Annotated in this window: 12 protein-coding genes; 7 read left to right on the top strand and 5 right to left on the bottom strand. The window is 49.2% G+C overall.

All coding sequences use genetic code 11. The annotated features are described in order from the left end of the window. Positions 1-18 precede the first annotated feature (18 nt). Genes M1L66_RS24725 through M1L66_RS24710 form a run of 4 tightly spaced genes read left to right on the top strand, consistent with a single transcriptional unit; the run spans position 19 to position 6,131 of the window. Positions 19-1,551, top strand: a complete 1,533-nt coding sequence (locus tag M1L66_RS24725) for a sulfatase-like hydrolase/transferase (protein ID WP_434688691.1) — start codon at positions 19-21, stop codon at positions 1,549-1,551. A 34-nt stretch (positions 1,552-1,585) separates the two neighbouring features. Next, on the top strand, positions 1,586-4,051 hold the full coding sequence (locus M1L66_RS24720; RefSeq protein WP_434688690.1) for a glycoside hydrolase family 38 C-terminal domain-containing protein: 2,466 nt from the start codon (positions 1,586-1,588) through the stop codon (positions 4,049-4,051). A gap of 12 nt (positions 4,052-4,063) precedes the next feature. Continuing rightward, positions 4,064-4,654 carry a hypothetical protein gene (locus M1L66_RS24715; protein ID WP_434688689.1) on the top strand — a complete coding sequence of 197 codons (591 nt, stop codon included), beginning with the start codon at positions 4,064-4,066 and terminating at the stop codon, positions 4,652-4,654. After that, complete coding sequence (locus tag M1L66_RS24710) at positions 4,569-6,131, top strand: DUF5054 domain-containing protein (RefSeq protein WP_434688688.1); 1,563 nt, start codon at positions 4,569-4,571, stop codon at positions 6,129-6,131. Before M1L66_RS24715 ends, M1L66_RS24710 begins: the two co-directional genes overlap by 86 nt. A gap of 111 nt (positions 6,132-6,242) precedes the next feature. Here M1L66_RS24710 and M1L66_RS24705 read toward each other — a convergent pair whose 3' ends face one another. The 4 genes from M1L66_RS24705 to M1L66_RS24690 all read right to left on the bottom strand — a co-directional run bounded on the left by M1L66_RS24705 (position 6,243) and on the right by M1L66_RS24690 (position 11,158). Continuing rightward, positions 6,243-7,196: an ABC transporter permease gene (locus M1L66_RS24705; RefSeq protein ID WP_029466867.1), complete on the bottom strand. Its 954-nt coding sequence runs from the start codon at positions 7,194-7,196 to the stop codon at positions 6,243-6,245. After that, positions 7,193-8,338 (bottom strand): ABC transporter permease, encoded by a 1,146-nt coding sequence (locus M1L66_RS24700; protein ID WP_243270466.1) that lies wholly within the window; start codon positions 8,336-8,338, stop codon positions 7,193-7,195. The genes M1L66_RS24705 and M1L66_RS24700 overlap by 4 nt, the downstream gene beginning before the upstream one ends. Beyond that, positions 8,335-9,873: an ABC transporter ATP-binding protein gene (locus M1L66_RS24695; protein ID WP_434688687.1), complete on the bottom strand. Its 1,539-nt coding sequence runs from the start codon at positions 9,871-9,873 to the stop codon at positions 8,335-8,337. The genes M1L66_RS24700 and M1L66_RS24695 overlap by 4 nt, the downstream gene beginning before the upstream one ends. A 100-nt stretch (positions 9,874-9,973) precedes the next feature. Next, on the bottom strand, positions 9,974-11,158 hold the full coding sequence (locus M1L66_RS24690) for a BMP family lipoprotein (protein ID WP_434688686.1): 1,185 nt from the start codon (positions 11,156-11,158) through the stop codon (positions 9,974-9,976). Between the two features lie 178 nt (positions 11,159-11,336). Here M1L66_RS24690 and M1L66_RS24685 point away from each other — a divergent pair, with 178 nt between their 5' ends. Beyond that, positions 11,337-12,680, top strand: a complete 1,344-nt coding sequence (locus tag M1L66_RS24685; RefSeq protein WP_187024031.1) for an MATE family efflux transporter — start codon at positions 11,337-11,339, stop codon at positions 12,678-12,680. Here the strand turns inward: M1L66_RS24685 and M1L66_RS24680 are convergent. Next, positions 12,658-14,040: a B12-binding domain-containing radical SAM protein gene (locus M1L66_RS24680; protein ID WP_434688685.1), complete on the bottom strand. Its 1,383-nt coding sequence runs from the start codon at positions 14,038-14,040 to the stop codon at positions 12,658-12,660. The two genes, M1L66_RS24685 and M1L66_RS24680, sit on opposite strands and share 23 nt — an antisense overlap. A gap of 79 nt (positions 14,041-14,119) precedes the next feature. On the opposite strand from M1L66_RS24680, the gene M1L66_RS24675 reads away from it, so the two are divergent. Continuing rightward, positions 14,120-14,800: a hypothetical protein gene (locus M1L66_RS24675; protein WP_434688684.1), complete on the top strand. Its 681-nt coding sequence runs from the start codon at positions 14,120-14,122 to the stop codon at positions 14,798-14,800. A gap of 278 nt (positions 14,801-15,078) precedes the next feature. Continuing rightward, a complete protein-coding gene (ppdK, locus tag M1L66_RS24670) occupies positions 15,079-17,703 on the top strand; it encodes a pyruvate, phosphate dikinase (protein ID WP_187024034.1) in 2,625 nt (874 codons plus the stop codon). The last annotated feature ends 691 nt before the right edge of the window (positions 17,704-18,394 follow it).

Raw genomic sequence — 18,394 nt, 5'->3', positions numbered from 1 at the left:
GACAGAATGGAGAACAGGATGGAAAAGAAGAAAAATATAGTATTTATCTGTACGGACCAGCACCGTACGGACACATTATCGGTATATCAGAAGGATACGGTGTGCCGTACACCCAATTTAGAAGCTCTCGCGTCAGAGTGCGTGGTGTTTGATAACGCCTACACCAGCAATCCGGTCTGCTCCCCGGCCAGGTGTTCTATGCAGACGGGGTTGTATCCCTCTAAGACAGGGATGGAGACAAATTTATACCAGACCGGAACCAGAACCCATGAACTGCAGGATACGGATTTTTTGCTTAGCAGAAGACTGACACGTGCCGGCTATGCTGCGGCTTATACAGGGAAATGGCATCTGGGATTTGGGAAAGAAAAGGCTTCTTCGACGGAGGGCAGAATTCTGCTGGACCGGATGAGACAGGGGTACATGGAAGGCGCCGCCTATGTGGGATATGGAACGCTTCCCACAGATATCGGATATATTGGAGACGATTTTCCGGGGCACGGCAACGGAGGGTGGGCCTATCCCCAGTTTCAAGAGTATCTGAGAAAAAACGGGCTGACACTGGAGATTGTCAACCAGGGACCACAACGGCGGGCAGGCGACCATTCGTATATGGGAGAGGTGGTTTCTCCAATCGAAACAACCATTGAATACTATGTTGCCGGGCGTGCCATGGAACTGACAGAGGAGATGGCAGAACAAGGAAAACCATTCTTTATGAATCTTAATTTCTGGGGCCCTCATGAGCCGTTTTTTGCACCTTCGGCCTTTTTGGACATGTACCGTAATATAGAGCTGAAGCCATGGCCCAGCTTTGAGGAGCCGGCCGAAAATATGCCGAGGATTTATGAGATGCTTCGCCGGCCGGAAGCAGAATGGCCGTTTTTCCAGGAGACGCTGCGCCACTATTATGCGTGTGTCAGCCATATTGATGCTCAGATTGGGAGATATATCACTTATTTAAAAGAGAAAGGATTGTATGAGAACACCGTCGTCATCGTGTCAGCCGATCACGGAGATAACCAGGGCTGTCATGGAAAGCTGGAAAATAAATCGTATGGCATGTATGATGACACGGCGAAGGTACCACTTATGATCAAGCCTGCGGCCTCCAAATATGAGGGGTATCATCAGCCTGCGCTGGTCGGTACCTGTGATATTTATGCTACGATTTTAAACCAGGCGGGTTTTGTGCCGGAGGATTCTCATGGCTTCGGGGATGGGCGTGATTTGAGTGGATTCTTTACAGATCAGACACTGCCCTGGCCTGATGAGATAGTGACGGAGGGGATGGGAGCCCTGGATATCGTGGCGACACAACGGATGTTCCGGAAAGGAAAGTATAAATACGTCTTCACCGCAGGGGATATGGATCAGCTGTTTGACTTGGAGTCAGATCCTGCTGAGATGGAGAATCTGGCATACAGGGAAGACTTTGATTCGGTTCTTGCAGAAATGAAAAACAGCTTCGCGGACTGGATGAGGCGGCATAAGGATCCGGCCCGAGCCGGCTTCTGCAAGATCAACAGGATCAAAGAATGGACGGTTTAACTGGCACAGCAGCATCGAGGACTGGAGGACTAACATGGCATTAAAGAAAACATGGACGGTATATCTCATTCATCACTCCCACACAGATATAGGTTATACGGAGCGTCAGGATAAAATTATGAGATACCATTGTGATTTTATCATTCAGGCTATTGATATCCTGAATAGGATTCATGCAGGAGAGGAGAAGAAGGCAGAAGGCTTCGTCTGGCAGTGTGAGAATTTCTGGCAGGTAAAAAACTTCTATGAAAATGCTTCAGAAGAGTACATACGGGATTTCGAGAGGTATGTGAGGACCGGAGAGATCGGGTTATCCGGCAATTACTTAAATATGACGGAGCTGGTATCCGCGGAGGTGCTGGACAGCAGAATCCGCATGGCAAAAGAGTATGGGGAACGAATCGGCCATCCTGTCACCAGTGGTATGTGTGCGGATGTCAATGGGATGGCATGGGGCTATGGCGATGCCTTGTATGAGAATGGCGTTACCAGTTTTTTTACCTGTATTCATCCGCATCACGGCATGTTTCCTCTGTATAAGAAGCAGCAGCCGTTCTATTGGGAGACACCGAAGGGAAAGCGGATTCTGGTCTGGAATGGAGATTACTACCATCTGGGCAATGAGCTGTTCATCGCTCCTCACGGCGGTAATACGTATCAAATCAGGGATGAGTATCATGAACCCTTTATCAGCCATATGATTTTAAACCGGTCATCTGAGAATACGGATCAAATGGAGTGGGAGATCGGGCAGAAGCGTCTGGAACGATATCTGGAAAATCTGCAAGAAGAATCGTATTCGTGGAATTTTATTCCGTTTATGGTATCGGGGTGTATTACGGATAACGCGCCGCCCAGCGCCGCGGTAGCAGAGCGGGTGAATGAGATGAACCAGAGGTACAATGGGCAAATCACATGTAAAATGGTGAATTTAGAGCAGTTCTTTGACTCTGTAAAGGAGCAGTGCAAAGAGATACCCTGTTATCGGGGTGACTGGAATGACTGGTGGGCTGACGGAGTCGGTTCTACACCTGCGGCAGTAAAAGTTTATCTCGATGGAAGGCGAAAGTATGACATCTGCGAGAAATTGGGGGAAGAGGAAGGCGAGCGTGAAAAGGCGCTGAAAGAAGAGGCTGCGGAAAATATGATGCTGTATGCGGAGCATACCTGGGGGTACTCCTCTTCCGTAATTGAGCCGTGGGAATCACTGGTGGGAAGCCTGGAATGGAAAAAGGCGTCGTATGCTGTGAATGGTAACAGCGCGGCATCTAAGTGGCTGGACCGCCTCCTGGCAAAAAAAGGGGAGATCAGTATCTGCAGGGACAAAGGGCAGCGATACCGGATCATAAATCCTCATAACGTAGCGGTGAAGGATGGAGTATGCCTGTATATTGAACTGTGGGAGTACGTGGAAGGTATCCGTTATGATACAGAGATTCCGATTGAGGTGAGGGACTGCGTAACGGGCCAAATCATTCCCAGCCAGATTCACATGACTGCCAGGGCGACAGCAGTGGAAATCATATTGACTATGAAGCCGAAAGAAGAGCGGATTGTGGAAATTCGCCTGGCCAGCCAGAGAAAAACCGTAACATATGAAAACAGAGCGCACGTGGGAGCCGAAGGCGTTGCCGACCTGCTGGAAGACGGAATGCGCAAGGATGATGGCTGTGTGGAAACACAGTATTACCAGGTTTTGTTTGATCAGGAAAAGGGTATTTGCTCTGTGAAAGATAAGCTATGGGGAAGAGAACTTTTAAGAAATGGTATGGAAGACGCTCCATTTTCCGGAATCTATGAGGTGACCGGAATGAATGGGGATGCCCGTGAAATCAGAAGAAGCATGGGAAGAAACCGTAAGTCGACTGCGACGAAGCGGTATCACAGTGTTTTAGAGAACATCGGGATCGTGGAACGGGGAGACGTCTATACTGCGGTCCAACTTAGCTACAGCCTTGAGGGTTGCCGCTTCTATACCGTTTACTTGAAAATCTATGAAGAAATGAGAAAGATAGAGGCCAGAATACGCATCCATAAGGACAGCGTGTGGGAACCTGAGAATCTCTATATTGCACTTCCGTTTACTGCCGGAGAAGCCAGTGTGAGCTATCTGGATAAGACTGGCTGCGTAATCCGTCCGGGAATCGACCAGCTTCCGGGAAGCTGCCAGGATTTCTATCTGCTGCAGAATGGTGTGGTATGGGAACAGGAGGGCAGAATTGTAACGGCTGCCTTTAAGGATGCGCCTATGGCGGTCTTTGGAGATTTGAAGGCTGCTCCGGTCAGGCTTTGCAGCGGAGAGAATGGAGACAGAAATCGTGCGCCTCTGTATTCCTGGGTGATGAATAACTTTTGGGAAACAAATTTTAAGGCGGATTTAGGCGGCTTTTATGAGTTCACTTATACGGTCAGAACTATGGAAGGAAAAAATCCGGCAGAGGCGCTTGAAATCTGTGAAGCAGATAATGAGGGGCTGCTGGCATTCTATATTGAAAAATAAGGAGTTGGAAGTATGGATTATCAGAAAATTAAAAAAGTTCATGTAGTATATAAGACGCATCTGGATATAGGATTCACGGATATGGGGCAGAACGTGCTGGACAGGTATATGAAGGAGCATATTCCACATTCCGTCCGTCTTGCGAGGGAGATGAATACCAGAGAACAAAAGAAGTTTATCTGGACAGTGGGATCCTATCTGATCGATTACTATTTCCGGCATGCGGATGCTGCTGCCCAAAAGGAGCTTAAGGAGGCGATTGAGGCCGGAGATATCTGCTGGCATGGCATAGCCGGTACGACCCACACCGAACTTCTGGATATGGATCTGTTTTGCTATGATTTAGAAATTGGCCGCAGACTGGATGACCAGTATGGAAAACACACGATTGCGGCGAAGATGACAGATGTTCCTGGTCACACGATTGCCGTTGTGGATGCACTTGCTGACCATGGAATCCATTTTCTGCATATCGGTGTTAACGCATCTTCCATGGTACCGGAGGTGCCGCAGACATTTGTATGGAAACATGGAAACAAACGGGGTGATCGTTCAGTATTCTGCCCAGTACGGGGCGCCTGGTTATGTGGAAGGTATGGATGAGGTTCTGGAGTTCGCCCACACCGGAGATAATTTGGGACCCCAGTCCGAGGGAGAGGTGGAGACTGAATTTGAGCGGATTCAGAGCTTGTATCCTAACGCAAAGGTAGAAGCCTCCACTTTGGATGCATATGCTGAGAGTCTTCTTTCCGTGGAAGAGAGGCTGCCCGTAATCGAGGAAGAGATAGGGGATACATGGATCCATGGAATCGCCTCAGACCCATGGAAGGTCAGCCGTTACCGGACGCTCATTCAGCTTAAGAATCAGTGGAAAAGGGAAGGCAGATTTTTTGAAGGTACCAGGGGATACGATGCGTTTATGATGAATCTGATGCTGATCGCGGAGCATACCTGGGGATTGGATTATAAAAAGTACCTGGCGGACTTTAAAAACTGGACTAAGGAAGATTTTCAGAAGGCAAGAGAGCAGGATACGACGACTCTGGAATTTTTAACGAACCGCAACGCACAGATGCGGGAAGTGTTGGATATTGATTTCAAACGGTACCGGGGCGGTGTCTTTACCGGATCTTACCGGCAGTACGAAAGCTCTCATGAGGAACAGAGAGAATATTTGAAAAAGGCGGTTGAGGAGCTTCCGGCGGAGCTGAAAGAAGAGGCCATGCGTGCCCTGGATGGCTGTGTCCCGGAAAAAGAGAAGCGAAACGGTCAAGCCGCCGGAGTAGGGGAAATGCTGCAGATTGGTGGCTGGAAAGTCTCCGTGGATGGGAGCGGAGCACTCCGAAAGCTGGAAAGAAACGGAAGGGACTGGGCCAGATATGGTGTTTTGGGACGTCTGGGTTATGAAACCTTTAACGCTTTAAACTGTGTACAGAATTATTACCGTTATAACCGGGCGTTTTATGAAAATGGCTGCTGGTCTGAGGGAGATTTCTCCAAGCCTGGTCTGGAGTTTGTAGAGGATTTAGAGAACCGGTATTATGAGTTTGGCGTCAGAGGAATACAGGCAGCAGGCAATGAACTTGTTCTGAATCTGGCAGGCGACGAAGAGGCATCAGAAAAATACGGATGTCCGAGGGCGGCACAGATAAAATATACATTTACGGAATCCATTACTTGCAGTCTGGCGTGGTTTGAAAAGGATGCGAACCGAATGCCGGAGGCGCTGTGGTTTGATTTTGTACCAAATGTGGAGAATCCAAACCGGTGGCTGTTGGAAAAGATGGGAACGCAGGTTTCACCACTTAATGTGTTAAGAGGAGGCAACCGTCTGCAGCACTGTGTGGAGAAGCTGGCTTATGAAGGCGCGGATGGAAGTATGGAAATAGAAAGCCTTCATGCGCCGCTGGTCAGCGTGGGAGGCAGAAATCTCTATGATGACTACCGGGAACTGCCTGATCTGAAAAAGGGGTTTGCCTTTAACTTATTCAATAATAAATGGGGAACTAACTTCAGAATGTGGTGTGAGGATGATTGTAAGTTTGAATTCAGAATTGCCATATCGGAAAAGTATTCATAAAATAGCCAATACTATTAACCATAAAAATGACCGGGAATGGCGAACACATGTATTTTGTGTCCGACACTCCCGGATATTTTTATGGCGGGCAGGATGCGGGGCGGTATGACTTTATCTCTGTCCCTTGTCGTAAGGCACGCCTTCCGCCTTCGGAGCCTGGGAATTCTTCGATGTGAATACCAGCACGATCAATGTGATGATATACGGCACCATCTTGTAAAAATAACTGGGAATTCCGAGGCTGCTTAAGAACGGGATTCCGGAGTAGGCAGCGGCCACTGCCTTCATCAGTCCGAAGAACAGGGAGGCCAGCATGATTTTCACCGGTTTCCACTGGCCGAAAATCAGAACGGCCAAAGCCAGGAAGCCGTATCCGGCCACATCGGCGTTAAAGTTGGTGGAGGTCGGAACGACGAATACCAGTCCGCCTAAGCCTCCGAGAGCTCCTGAGATCAGGACGCCCGCGTACTGCATATGGTAGACGTTGATGCCCGCCGCGTCGGCCGCCTGGGGATGCTCGCCGCAGGAGCGCAGGCGCAGTCCAAACCGCGTCTTGTAGAGTACAACGGTGGAAAGCACGAAGATTGCGATTCCAATGTAGGTGGTAATGTAGGCGTTCTGGAACAGCAGCGGTCCGATAAACGGTATTCTGCCAAGTATGGGAACCGAGGTGATCCGGAAGGTATTGGTAAACTGTACCTGCTGTACGCCCTGAATGACGCGGGCCACGAAGATGGCAAACGCGGGGGCGAACATGTTTAAGGCGGTACCGCTGATAACCTGGTTCGCCTTCATATTGATGGAGGCGTATCCATGGAACAGGGAGAAGAACATGCCCGTCGCCATGGAGATTAAGACTGCCAGAATCAGCTGCATCTGGCCGCTCATGGTGCCTCCCGTGAAATGGATAAACAGGATCCCTGTAAATGCGCCCATGGTCATGATTCCTTCCAGCGCGATATTGATAATACCGCTCCGTTCCGAGAACATGGCGCCCAGAGCCACGATCATAAGAGGAATCATGAAATACATGGTCTGCTGAAAGATAAAATAAATAACACTCATGCGTCTCCTCCCCCTTTCGTCTGTGCCTCTTCTTTTTCATGGCGCGCCTTCTGCACCTTTCCGATCAGCATCTTTACCATGAGGGCAAAGGCGCTGAAGTAGATGATAACCGCGACAATGATATCGATGATTTCTGTTGAAAATTCAAACAGCTGCAGATAAAATCCGCCCGCCGTTAAGTAAGCTATAAAGATGCCGGAGAACAGTACCCCGATCGGATTGCTTAAGCCCAGCAGGGCTACGGAGATACCGGTAAAGCCTTCGGAAGCCAGAACATCCTTGATCTCGATGTGCTTTCCGGTTCCGGCCAGATAGAGGAGGCCGCCGGCCAGTCCGGCGATGGCGCCTGCAATCATCATGGACATGATGATGCTTTTCTTTTCATTGATTCCGGCGTACTTGCTGGCATCGCGGTTGAAGCCAACCGCCTTCAGCTCATAACCGAAGGTGGTCTTGTTTAACAGCAGATAAATCAGGATAACGACGATAATGGCAATGATGATGCCTCCGTTGACGCTGGAGCCGGGGAAAATCTTATCCAGTCCCATCTTCGGGATATTTGCAGTAGCCGCCACGTTTCTCGATTCATTTCTCAGATTGTTAAACAGGGGCTTGCTGCTCTTTACGATCCAGTTGACGAGATACATGCCGATGTAATTCATCATGATGGAAGCGATAACCTCATTGACGTTATAGTATGCCTTTAAGAGGCCGGGAACGAGGCCCCATATGGCGCCCATGACGACGCTGGCCAGCAGCGCCACAAACCAGTGCGCCGGCCCCAGGGAGGTCCACAGGATCCCTACGTAGACGGCTCCGAAGCCGCCCATGATGAACTGTCCCGGTGTCCCGATGTTGAAGAGTCCCGTCTTAAAGGCGAAACCAACAGAGAGACCGGTTAATATGATGGGTGTTGCATAGTAGAATACCTGTCCGATGCCCTTTGCCCCGTGAGTAAATGCACCCGTCAGGATGGTTGCAAACCCGGGCAGAGCCTGGGCCGGATTACAGAGAAACAGGATGATCAGGCCGACGATCAGTCCCAGCACGATGGCAAAGACGGAAGACAGGATGCCATCATAGGAAAGTCCCGCTCTCTTACGCTCGGCGGAAAGTAAATCCCGTGGTTGTTTCTGTTTCATGATTTGCCACCTTCTTTCTTCGAACCGGCCATGTAAAGACCTAATTCCTGTACCGTAACTTTCTTGGGATCTAAATCAGCCACAATGGAGCCCTCGAACATGACGAGAATCCGGTCGCTTAAGTTCATGACCTCGTCCAGCTCCAGCGATACCAGCAGTATCGCGGCTCCCGCGTCACGCTGCTTGATTAACTCCCTGTGGATATATTCAATGGCGCCCACGTCGAGACCTCTCGTAGGCTGTACTGCCAGCAGGATGTCGTGATCTCTGGAAACTTCCCGGGCCACGATCGCCTTCTGCTGGTTGCCGCCGGACATGCTTCTGGCGCTGGTGTAAGCCCCCTCACTGCTTCGGATGTCGTAATCTTCAATCAGCTTATCCGAATAGTCGTAGATGCTGTCATTCTTTAAGAAGGAATACTTCTGGAAGTCCTTCTCAAAGTACTGCTGGAGCACCAGATTGTAGCCAAGATTATAGTCCAGCACCAGTCCGTGTTTGTGGCGGTCCTCCGGAATATGGGAGAGACCGTGGGTGTTTTTATAGCGGATGCTCTTTTTCGTCACATCCTCACCGTTTAACAGTACGGTTCCCTCACTCATCCCGGCCAGGCCGGTGATGGCGTGGATCAGCTCTGTCTGGCCGTTTCCGTCGATACCGGCGACACAGACGATCTCACCCTTCCGGACCTGGAAGGTGACATTGCTTACGAGATTCTTCGTGTGGCCCTCTTTGGTGGCCTTGACGGACAGATTCTTTACCTCCAGCACCACGTCCCTGGGGGTGGCGGGGCCTTTTTCCACGGTCAGATTCACCTTGCGGCCTACCATCATCTCGGACATTTCCTCCGGCGTGGTGTCCTTTACCTCTACGGTTCCGATATATTTTCCACGGCGCAGGACCGTACACCGGTCGGCGACCGCCTTGATTTCGTTAAGCTTATGCGTGATAAAGAGGATGGATTTCCCCTCCTTCACCAGATCCCTCATGATCTGCATCAGTTCGTCGATTTCCTGAGGCGTTAAGACGGCCGTGGGCTCATCGAAGATCATGATCTCATTGTCGCGGTAAAGCATCTTCAGAATCTCGACTCTCTGCTGCATGCCGACCGTGATGTCGGAGATGAGCGCGTCGGGATCGATGGTGAGCTGGTATTTCTCACTCAAATCCATGATTTTTTTCCGTGCGTCGTCCATTTTTAAAAAGCCGTGTTTTGTGGTCTCCATGCCGAGGACGATATTCTGGAGAACCGTAAAATTATGTACCAGTTTGAAATGCTGATGTACCATGCCGATGCCCAGCGCGTTGGCATCCAGCGGCCCGGTAATCTTTTCTTCTTTTCCTCTGACTTTAATGACGCCAGCTTCCGGCTGATAGAGGCCGAACAGCACGCTCATGAGCGTCGATTTCCCTGCGCCGTTTTCGCCGAGAAGGGCGTGAATCTCACCCTTTTTCAGCTGCAGAGTGACGTTGTCGTTAGCGATGATGCCGGGAAATTCCTTCGTAATATTCAGCATCTCGATAATATAATCATCCATGAGAACCCCCTTGCAGTGCAAAAAAGGAGATGCCGTAAGATACCCGTCTTCAGTTGTGACTGGGGAATCAAACGACATCTCCTTTCTTATGTAGATTCGATTATTCTACGAAGTTGATAGTTGTCTTTTCAAGCTTTAAATCCTTGGTGGGATCGTTGTTGTCTTCAGACGGCTGTACGAGAGTAATCTTGCCATCCTTTAACTGAGCATAGACAGCGTCGTAATCTGCCTGTGTGAATGTCGTAAACTTGGAGGTCTCCATCGGAAGGCCGATGCCGTCATTCTTCGCGGAGAAGATACTGGTCTTGCCGCCCGGGAAACTGCCTGCATAGAAATCTCTTACGCCGTCGTAAACAGATACGGAAAGCTGTTTCATAGCGGAGGTGACCACGGTGTCGGATTCGTAACTCTGGTCAACGTCCACGCCGATTACCTTGGCGCTCTTTTCTTCTGCCGCCGCCATAACGGAGTTTCCAACTGCGCCGCCGCATCCGAAGATGACTTCCGTACCGTTCTGATACCAGGATGCAGCCATGGACTGCGCTTCCGGTGTCGCGGCAAATGCGCCTGTGTAGTTGTACATAATCTCGATGCCGTCCACGCCCATCTCCTTGGCCGCGTAGTCAGCGCCTTCTGCAAAGCCGTAGCCGTAACGGATTACGGCCGGAACTGCCATACCGCCTAAGAATCCCAGCTTGGTATAGCCGTCTTTTACTGCCGCATACCCTGCGAGGAAACCAGGCTCATCTTCCTGGAACAGAATCGGCATTACATTGGCCTCGGTTCTGTATTCCGAGTAGTCGCCGCTGTGAGGCTCGCCATCCAGAAGAATGAAATGTACGTCCTTGTACTGGTCCTGTGCCAGATAAACAGGCTCTTCAAATAAGAATCCAGGGCATACGACCAGTTTTGCACCGCCTTCAATTGCCAGACCGATGGTCTCTAAATAAGAGTCCGTCGTTCCTTCCTGAGGCTGGTAGTACTTGTAGGAAATACCATTCTCTTCCGCGTATTTCTTCATGCCTTCCCATGCGCCCTGGTTGAAGGATTTGTCGTCGATAGTACCGAGGTCGGTAACAAGAGCCAGTTCATAACCATCGGAAGTTTCCGATTTCACTGCGGTACCGGCTGTAGTCTCGGCCTCTGCCGCTTTGGCTTCTGCGGCAGTTGTGGTCTCGGCGGGAGCGGCTGTCGTGCTGCCCGAACCGGAATTCGAAGAACCGCATGCACTTAAGGATGCAGCCATCATGACCGCCAGTGTTACTGCTAATGCTCTCTTTTTCATAATACGTAATTCCTCCTATCGTTTGAAAGATTGTTATTAGAGCTAATTCTACTTTACCATATTTTGGTATCAGAAACAATGTAAAGTAGGGCAATTTTACAGAATTATTATAAAGCAGCTTGTTATTTAAAGAAAAAATGGTAAACTGATAAAGGATTTCAACAGAAGGAGGAATATTGTGCAGAAACTAAATCTCTTGGAAGAACCGGTACAAAAGCTGTTTATCAAGTATCTGATGCCGTCCATCAGTGCTACGCTGGTTACTTCTATTTATATTTTGGCCGATACGCTGATGATCGGCCGGGGCGTGGGGCCTGTGGGAATCGCGGCCTTGAACCTGCTGCTTCCCTTATTCAGCCTGTTCTTTGGAACGGGCATGCTCTTCGGCGTCGGAGGAGGCGTCCTCCTCTCGATCTCGAAGGGACGCCGGGACGAGCAGGCGGCAAAGGAGTATTTTACGGTGGCTCTCTGGCTGGCCGTGGCCTTTGCGGTCTTCTACATTGCAGGCGGGCACCTGCTTTTTAAGCCTGTGACGGAATTTCTGGGCAGAAATGATACTATGGGAAATTATGTCGACGAGTACGGCCGCGTTCTGGTTACAGGCGCTCCGGTCTTCCTGTTCTCGGCCTTTTTACAGGCATTTGTCAGGAACGACAGGGCGCCAAAGGTATCCATGGCGGCGGTTGTGTCCGGCGGTGTGACCAATGTGGTACTGGATTATATATTTATATTTCCAATGAAAATGGGGATGGCCGGGGCAGCGATCGCCTCGGTGATCGGTTCCCTCCTGACGGTTGGAATCCTGCTGACCCATCTTTCCTCGCCGGACAACACGCTGAAGGTGGTGGCCCGCCCCGAGTGGAAGAAGGCGTGGGAGGTCGTGGTCAACGGATTTGCCAGCTTCCTGCTGGAGATGTGCAATGGCGTAGTGACATTCTTATTCAACCGCCAGCTCCTTGTCTACGTGGGCGATTTGGGTGTGGTCGTATACGGAATTATCTCCAACAGCGCGCTGATCGTGGCGTCCATCAGCAACGGCATCTCCCAGGCCGTACAGCCGATACTCGCTACCAATTACGGTGCGGGAAGAAAGTCCAGATTAAAAGAGACGCGCCATATGGGAGAGATGGCGGTGACCATATCGGGCATTCTGTTTACGGGAATCGGCCTTCTTCTGCCGGCCCTGGTGACCGCGGCCTTCGTGAAGCCGACGGCGGAGATCCTGGCCATGTCGGTCCCGGCCGTGCGGATCTATTTCCTGTCATTCTTCGCCATGGGCTTTAATATCCTTTACGGCACCTATTTCCAGTCCGTGATGAAGCCGGGATACTCCCTGTTCATCTGTATGATGAGAGGGATGGTGATAAATGGAATTCTCGTGTTCCTTCTGCCGGTCGCTTTCGGCGTTACCGGAATCTGGTCCGTCATGCCTGTGACGGAATTTGTAACGCTGATCATCTGCCGGTTTCTGCTGGCAGGCCAGAATAAAAAACTGCCGTCTACCGGCGTGTCCAGGGCTTAAAGCTGTCTGTAAAGAGCAGCTTCAGAAAAATATTCTTATAGTCTTCTAATCGCAGAAAGCTGTATATCCCGGCTCTCTGCGCAATTCGGAACAAATCCATAACGAGAAGATAGTATTCAAAATAAAAATGGAAGCGGCTCATGCATTCCGGTTTGACCACCAGATGCATGAAGTCCCATTTTTCACAGTTATCCGTGGTCAGTCTGTCCCGGTATTCGTTAAACAGCGCCGTGCCCGGTATGGGCGTGAAAATGGAGACTCCCGTATAGGTGATCCGGTGTGCGTGGATAAAACGCCGCATTTTCCGGAAATCCTCTTTCTTGAAACGGCTGTCGATGATGAAGAGCCCCACCAGATGAATGCTGTATTTTTGAAGCATCCGGATGGTCTTAATGTTGAGAGACTGGGAGGAATGCTTCTGATAGGAGTCCAGAAAGCTGTCGGAAACCGCCTCCAGGCCGACCATGATGTAACGGAAGCCGGCCTCCGCCAGTTCCCGGATTAAGTCCTCATGAACGGCGATAAAATCCGAGCGTCCGTAGCAGATAAAGGTCTTTCTGATATTCCGCTCCCGGAGCAGCCGCATAAATTCTTTCAGCCTTGGGACATCGAACAGGAAGTCGTCATCGGTGATCTGGATATTGCTGCAGGGGATGGTCTCCAGCTCCTCGATGATCTTTTCCAAGTCCCGCTGGCAGTAGGTGCCGCAGTTGAGCTCCCGGCCATAGCAGAAGGCACAGTGGTAGGGACAGGAAGATGAGGTCTTTAAAAGGGCTACAGGGGAGACGTCTAAGTAGCGGTAGTGGTCCTGATAGGTGGAAAAGGTGCTTCGGTCGGGGATTGGGAGTTTATTTAAATCAAACGGTTTCATGGGATTTTTGTGCCAGCCCCCATTTTCCGGATAACAAAGTCCGTCAATCACAGACAGCTCCGGCGGACAAAAACCATTTTCCGGCGGAATAAGCCCCTCCGCCCTCAGTGCCTCCGCAATCGCATAAATATTGTCGGAACGGCATATGTAGGACACGGCGGGATCGAAGAAACGCTCCGGGTTCAGCTGGGCATGGGAGCCGCCGATGATGGTGACGCAGCCGGGGAGAAGCGCCTTCGCACGCCGGGCGTAGGAGAGCATTAATTTTTCCTGCGTGATATAGCCGGTGACGGCCACCGCGACGGGGGTGTATTCGTTAAAAATCTCATCAAAACTGCGCCTGTCGAAGGAGGCTTCATAGATCATGCTTTCCACATCATATTCCTTCAGCATGGCTTTTATATACTCCAGTTCCAGCGGCTCCGTCTTAAGGGCCATATCCAGGCTGAAGCCGCTGTCTGCGGCCTCCGGTTTTACCAGCAGAATCATACCATTCCTCCTTTCAATTGCGCTGTCCTCTGATCAAATTATATGGTAGAATAGGGAAAAAGGCAAGAAAGGAACTACGATGGAATACATTTATATACTTCTGCTCTACCTCCCCTCCGGCTTCGGCCGCCTGACACAGCGGGCGACGGGCTACCGGTACACCCATGCGGCGGTGTCGCTGGACGATACGTACACCCATTTTTATGCATTTTCCAGGCTTCGGGCCAAGACGCCTCCCATCTCCGGATATATTGAGGAGAAGAGAATCTATTATACGCTGGGGGAGGATGTGCCCATTTACACGAAGATTTTCCGGGTACCGGTCACCAGGGAGGGATACCGGAACGCCATCCGATATATGGAAGACGTGAAAAATGATCCCGAGATCATGTACAACTTAATCCATATGCTTCTGATCCCGGTCTTCGGAGGTCATTCGCTCTATAAGGCGTTTCACTGCGGCGAGTTTGTCGCGAAGGTTCTGGAGGCGGCGGGAATCAAACTCCACCAGCCTTATTACCGTTATACGCCAAAGCTGTTTTCCGAACTGCTGGAGCCGTATTTCTTATACGAGGGGACTCTGGATAATTCCAGCCGTGAAGGAATGGAGGACGACTTTTTCCGGGAAACGCCGAAAAAGGAATACCTTGCGAAAACGCTGTATATTATAAAGGAACTGCTTTTCCGCCAGGTCTTTCACCGCGCCTCCGGACACTTCCGCCCTGAAAAGGTGCGTTTTCGTGTCACGGACAAAATGTGAGATAATATAAGAGGAAGAAATGGGATATCTGATAATAAGCAGAACCTGTCAGATAATGGAAAATCGTATATACGAACGAAAATCGCATATCAGAAAATGACAGAATTTGAAAGCACTTTCATAAAATTGTACTGAAAAAAGAGCGAATTTTTGCCGGTAAATCAAGAAAACCTCTTTACTAGAAATTGAATTATGATATAATATTGACAGGTCTTTTGCGCGTTTTTTTATTATGGCGCGAAAGCGAACCGATAACTTTATTTGAGGAGGAAATACTTATGGCAACAAAATGGGTTTATTTGTTCAAAGAAGGCAGTGCCGACATGAAGAACCTGTTAGGCGGTAAGGGAGCTAACTTAGCGGAGATGACTAATTTAGGTCTTCCGATTCCACAGGGCTTTACTGTAACGACAGAAGCTTGTACAGACTATTATACCAGCGGCAAGAAGATTACTGATGAGATTCAGGGACAGATTTTTGACGCTCTGAAGACATTAGAGGAAATTCAGGGTAAAAAATTCGGTGATACCGAAGATCCGTTATTAGTATCTGTACGTTCCGGTGCAAGAGCATCCATGCCTGGTATGATGGATACAATCTTAAACCTGGGACTTAACGACGTTGCAGTGGAAGGCTTTGCCAAGAAGACAGGCAACCCAAGATTTGCATACGATTCTTACAGAAGATTTATCCAGATGTTCTCCGACGTTGTTATGGAGATGAGCAAGACTTTCTTCGAAGGCATCCTTGATGAAGTAAAGGAAGCTAAGGGCGCTAAGTACGATACAGACTTAACTGCCGATGATTTAAAGGAAGTTATCGCAAAATACAAATCCATTTACAAAGAGAAAATGGGCGAAGAGTTCCCGCAGGATCCGAAGGTTCAGTTAATGGAAGCTGTTAAGGCTGTTTTCCGTTCCTGGGACAACCCTCGTGCGATCGTTTACAGACGTATGAACGATATTCCTGGCGACTGGGGCACCGCTGTCAACGTACAGGCCATGGTATTCGGTAACATGGGCAATACCTCCGGTACAGGCGTTGCATTTACACGTAACCCATCTACTGGTGAGAACGGCATCTACGGCGAGTATTTAATCAATGCTCAGGGTGAGGACGTTGTTGCAGGTATCCGTACACCACAGCCGATCACAAAGCTGGAGCAGGATTTACCGGAATGCTACAAAGAATTCATGGCAATCGCTCATAAGCTGGAAGACCATTACCGCGATATGCAGGATATGGAATTCACGATCCAGGAAGGCAAATTATACTTCTTACAGACACGTAACGGCAAGAGAACTGCTCCGGCAGCCATCAAGATTGCCTGTGATTTAGTAGACGAAGGAAAGATTACACCACAGGAAGCAGTTTTAAGAATCGAAGCAAAATCCCTCGATCAGTTACTGCATCCGACATTCGATACCGCTGCATTAAAGGCAGGCGAAGTAATCGGTTCCGCTCTTCCGGCATCTCCTGGTGCTGCAGCTGGTAAGGTTTACTTCACAGCTGAGGATGCAAAGGCTCATCATGAGGCAGGCGAGAGAGTGATTCTCGTTCGTCTTGAGACCTCTCCTGAGGACATCGAAGGAATGCACGCAGCAGAAGGTATCTTAACCGTTCGCGGCGGCATGACCTCTCACGCAGCAGTAGTTGCACGTGGTATGGGTACCGCTTGTGTATCCGGCTGCGGCGAGATCAAGATTGATGAAGCAGCTAAGTACTTCGAACTTGGCGGACATACCATCAAAGAAGGCGATTACATCTCCTTAGACGGTTCCACAGGTAAGATCTACCTTGGCGATATCGCTACAGTAGAAGCTACCGTAAGCGGTGACTTCGGCAGAATCATGGGATGGGCTGATGAGTTCAGAACACTCCATGTAAGAACAAACGCGGATACTCCTGCGGATACATTAAACGCAGTGAAGTTAGGCGCAGAAGGTATCGGCCTCTGCCGTACCGAGCATATGTTCTTCGAAGAAGACAGAATCCCGAAGATCAGAAAGATGATCCTTTCCGATACGGTTGAAGCAAGAGAAGAAGCATTAAATGAACTGATTCCGTTCCAGAAGGGTGACTTCAAGGCGATGTACAAGGCTCTGGAAGGCAGACCAATGACAGTTCGTTACTTAGATCCGCCGTTACATGAGTTCCTTCCGACAAAGGAAGAGGACATCGAAGCTTTAGCTGCTGATATGGGAATTACTGTAGAAGCAATTAAAGAAAAATGCGATGGCTTACATGAATTCAACCCAATGATGGGCCACAGAGGCTGCCGTCTGGCAGTTACTTATCCTGAGATTGCCAAGATGCAGACAAGAGCCGTTATGGAAGCTGCAATCGAAGTAAAGGCAGAAGAAGGATACGACATCATTCCTGAGATCATGATCCCGCTCGTAGGCGAGAAGAAGGAATTAAAGTTTGTAAAAGATATCGTAGTTGAGACTGCAGAAGCAGTTAAGGCAGAAAAAGGCTCTGACATCCAGTACCACATCGGTACCATGATCGAGATCCCGAGAGCTGCATTAACAGCAGACGCTGTTGCGGAAGAAGCAGAATTCTTCTCATTCGGTACAAACGACTTAACACAGATGACATTCGGATTCTCCCGTGATGACGCTGGCAAGTTCTTAGATTCTTACTACAAGGCTAAGATCTACGAGTCTGATCCATTCGCAAGACTTGACCAGACCGGTGTTGGACAGCTTGTTGCTATGGCTGCTGAAAAGGGCAGAAAGACAAGACCTGACATCAAGCTTGGTATCTGCGGCGAGCATGGCGGCGATCCGTCCTCCATCGAGTTCTGCCACAAGGTAGGCTTAAACTACGTATCCTGTTCTCCATTCCGTGTGCCGATCGCAAGACTGGCTGCGGCTCAGGCGGCGTTAAACAACAAATAATAGTTGAAACTGTTTTGAATATGTGATATATTTTCACTAAGCAAAAAGAGAGCAAATCTTTTATGTAGGCATCAAGAGAAAACCCCGGGAGTGCAAGTCCTGGGGTTTTCATTTGGGTTAATTGTCGCTGTTATCTCCTATCTGGCCATTTGCAAATAAAGTAAGCAACAATACTTGCTGCGATAGAGAGAATAAAAGTGAATATATCCATTATGTAAGCCCCCCCTTCCTGTTGCCAGAATGGGTGCGACAAGTTTTATTGTGCGTGATTAACAGTAGAATACGAGAGATTCTGATTGTTGAATATTAAATAAATTTAGGTTCTGAATAAAAGTGAAAACCTCAGAGGCGCTGATCTGAGGTTTTCTTTTAATACCGTTTTAAACTTGAAACATATCCGTATGATATTCAAGATCAGGAACAGGTATAAAATCAGAGAGAGTTCGAAAAATGTTACCGTAACAAGTTAAATGTATGGTAAATAGTGGAAAATATATTTGCTTACAGGAAGCAAAATAACGGAAAAGCTGCCTGAAACCATGGAAATACCGAAGGATGAAGGCCCATGGCATACCTTTTCAGCGATTGGACCGGGATACCGGGGACTGTGTTGGCGGTTGTGTAATACCATTTAATCGAGTATAATAGTTTAGAAGAAGCAGTATAACAAATGAGGCAGCGATGCCGGAAA

Origin of the sequence: Hungatella sp. SB206 (assembly GCF_051132295.1) — a bacterium.
Lineage (GTDB): Bacteria > Bacillota > Clostridia > Lachnospirales > Lachnospiraceae > Hungatella > Hungatella effluvii.
Note: the sequence above shows the minus strand (reverse complement) of the source record. Positions and strands in the feature narration are given on the sequence as shown.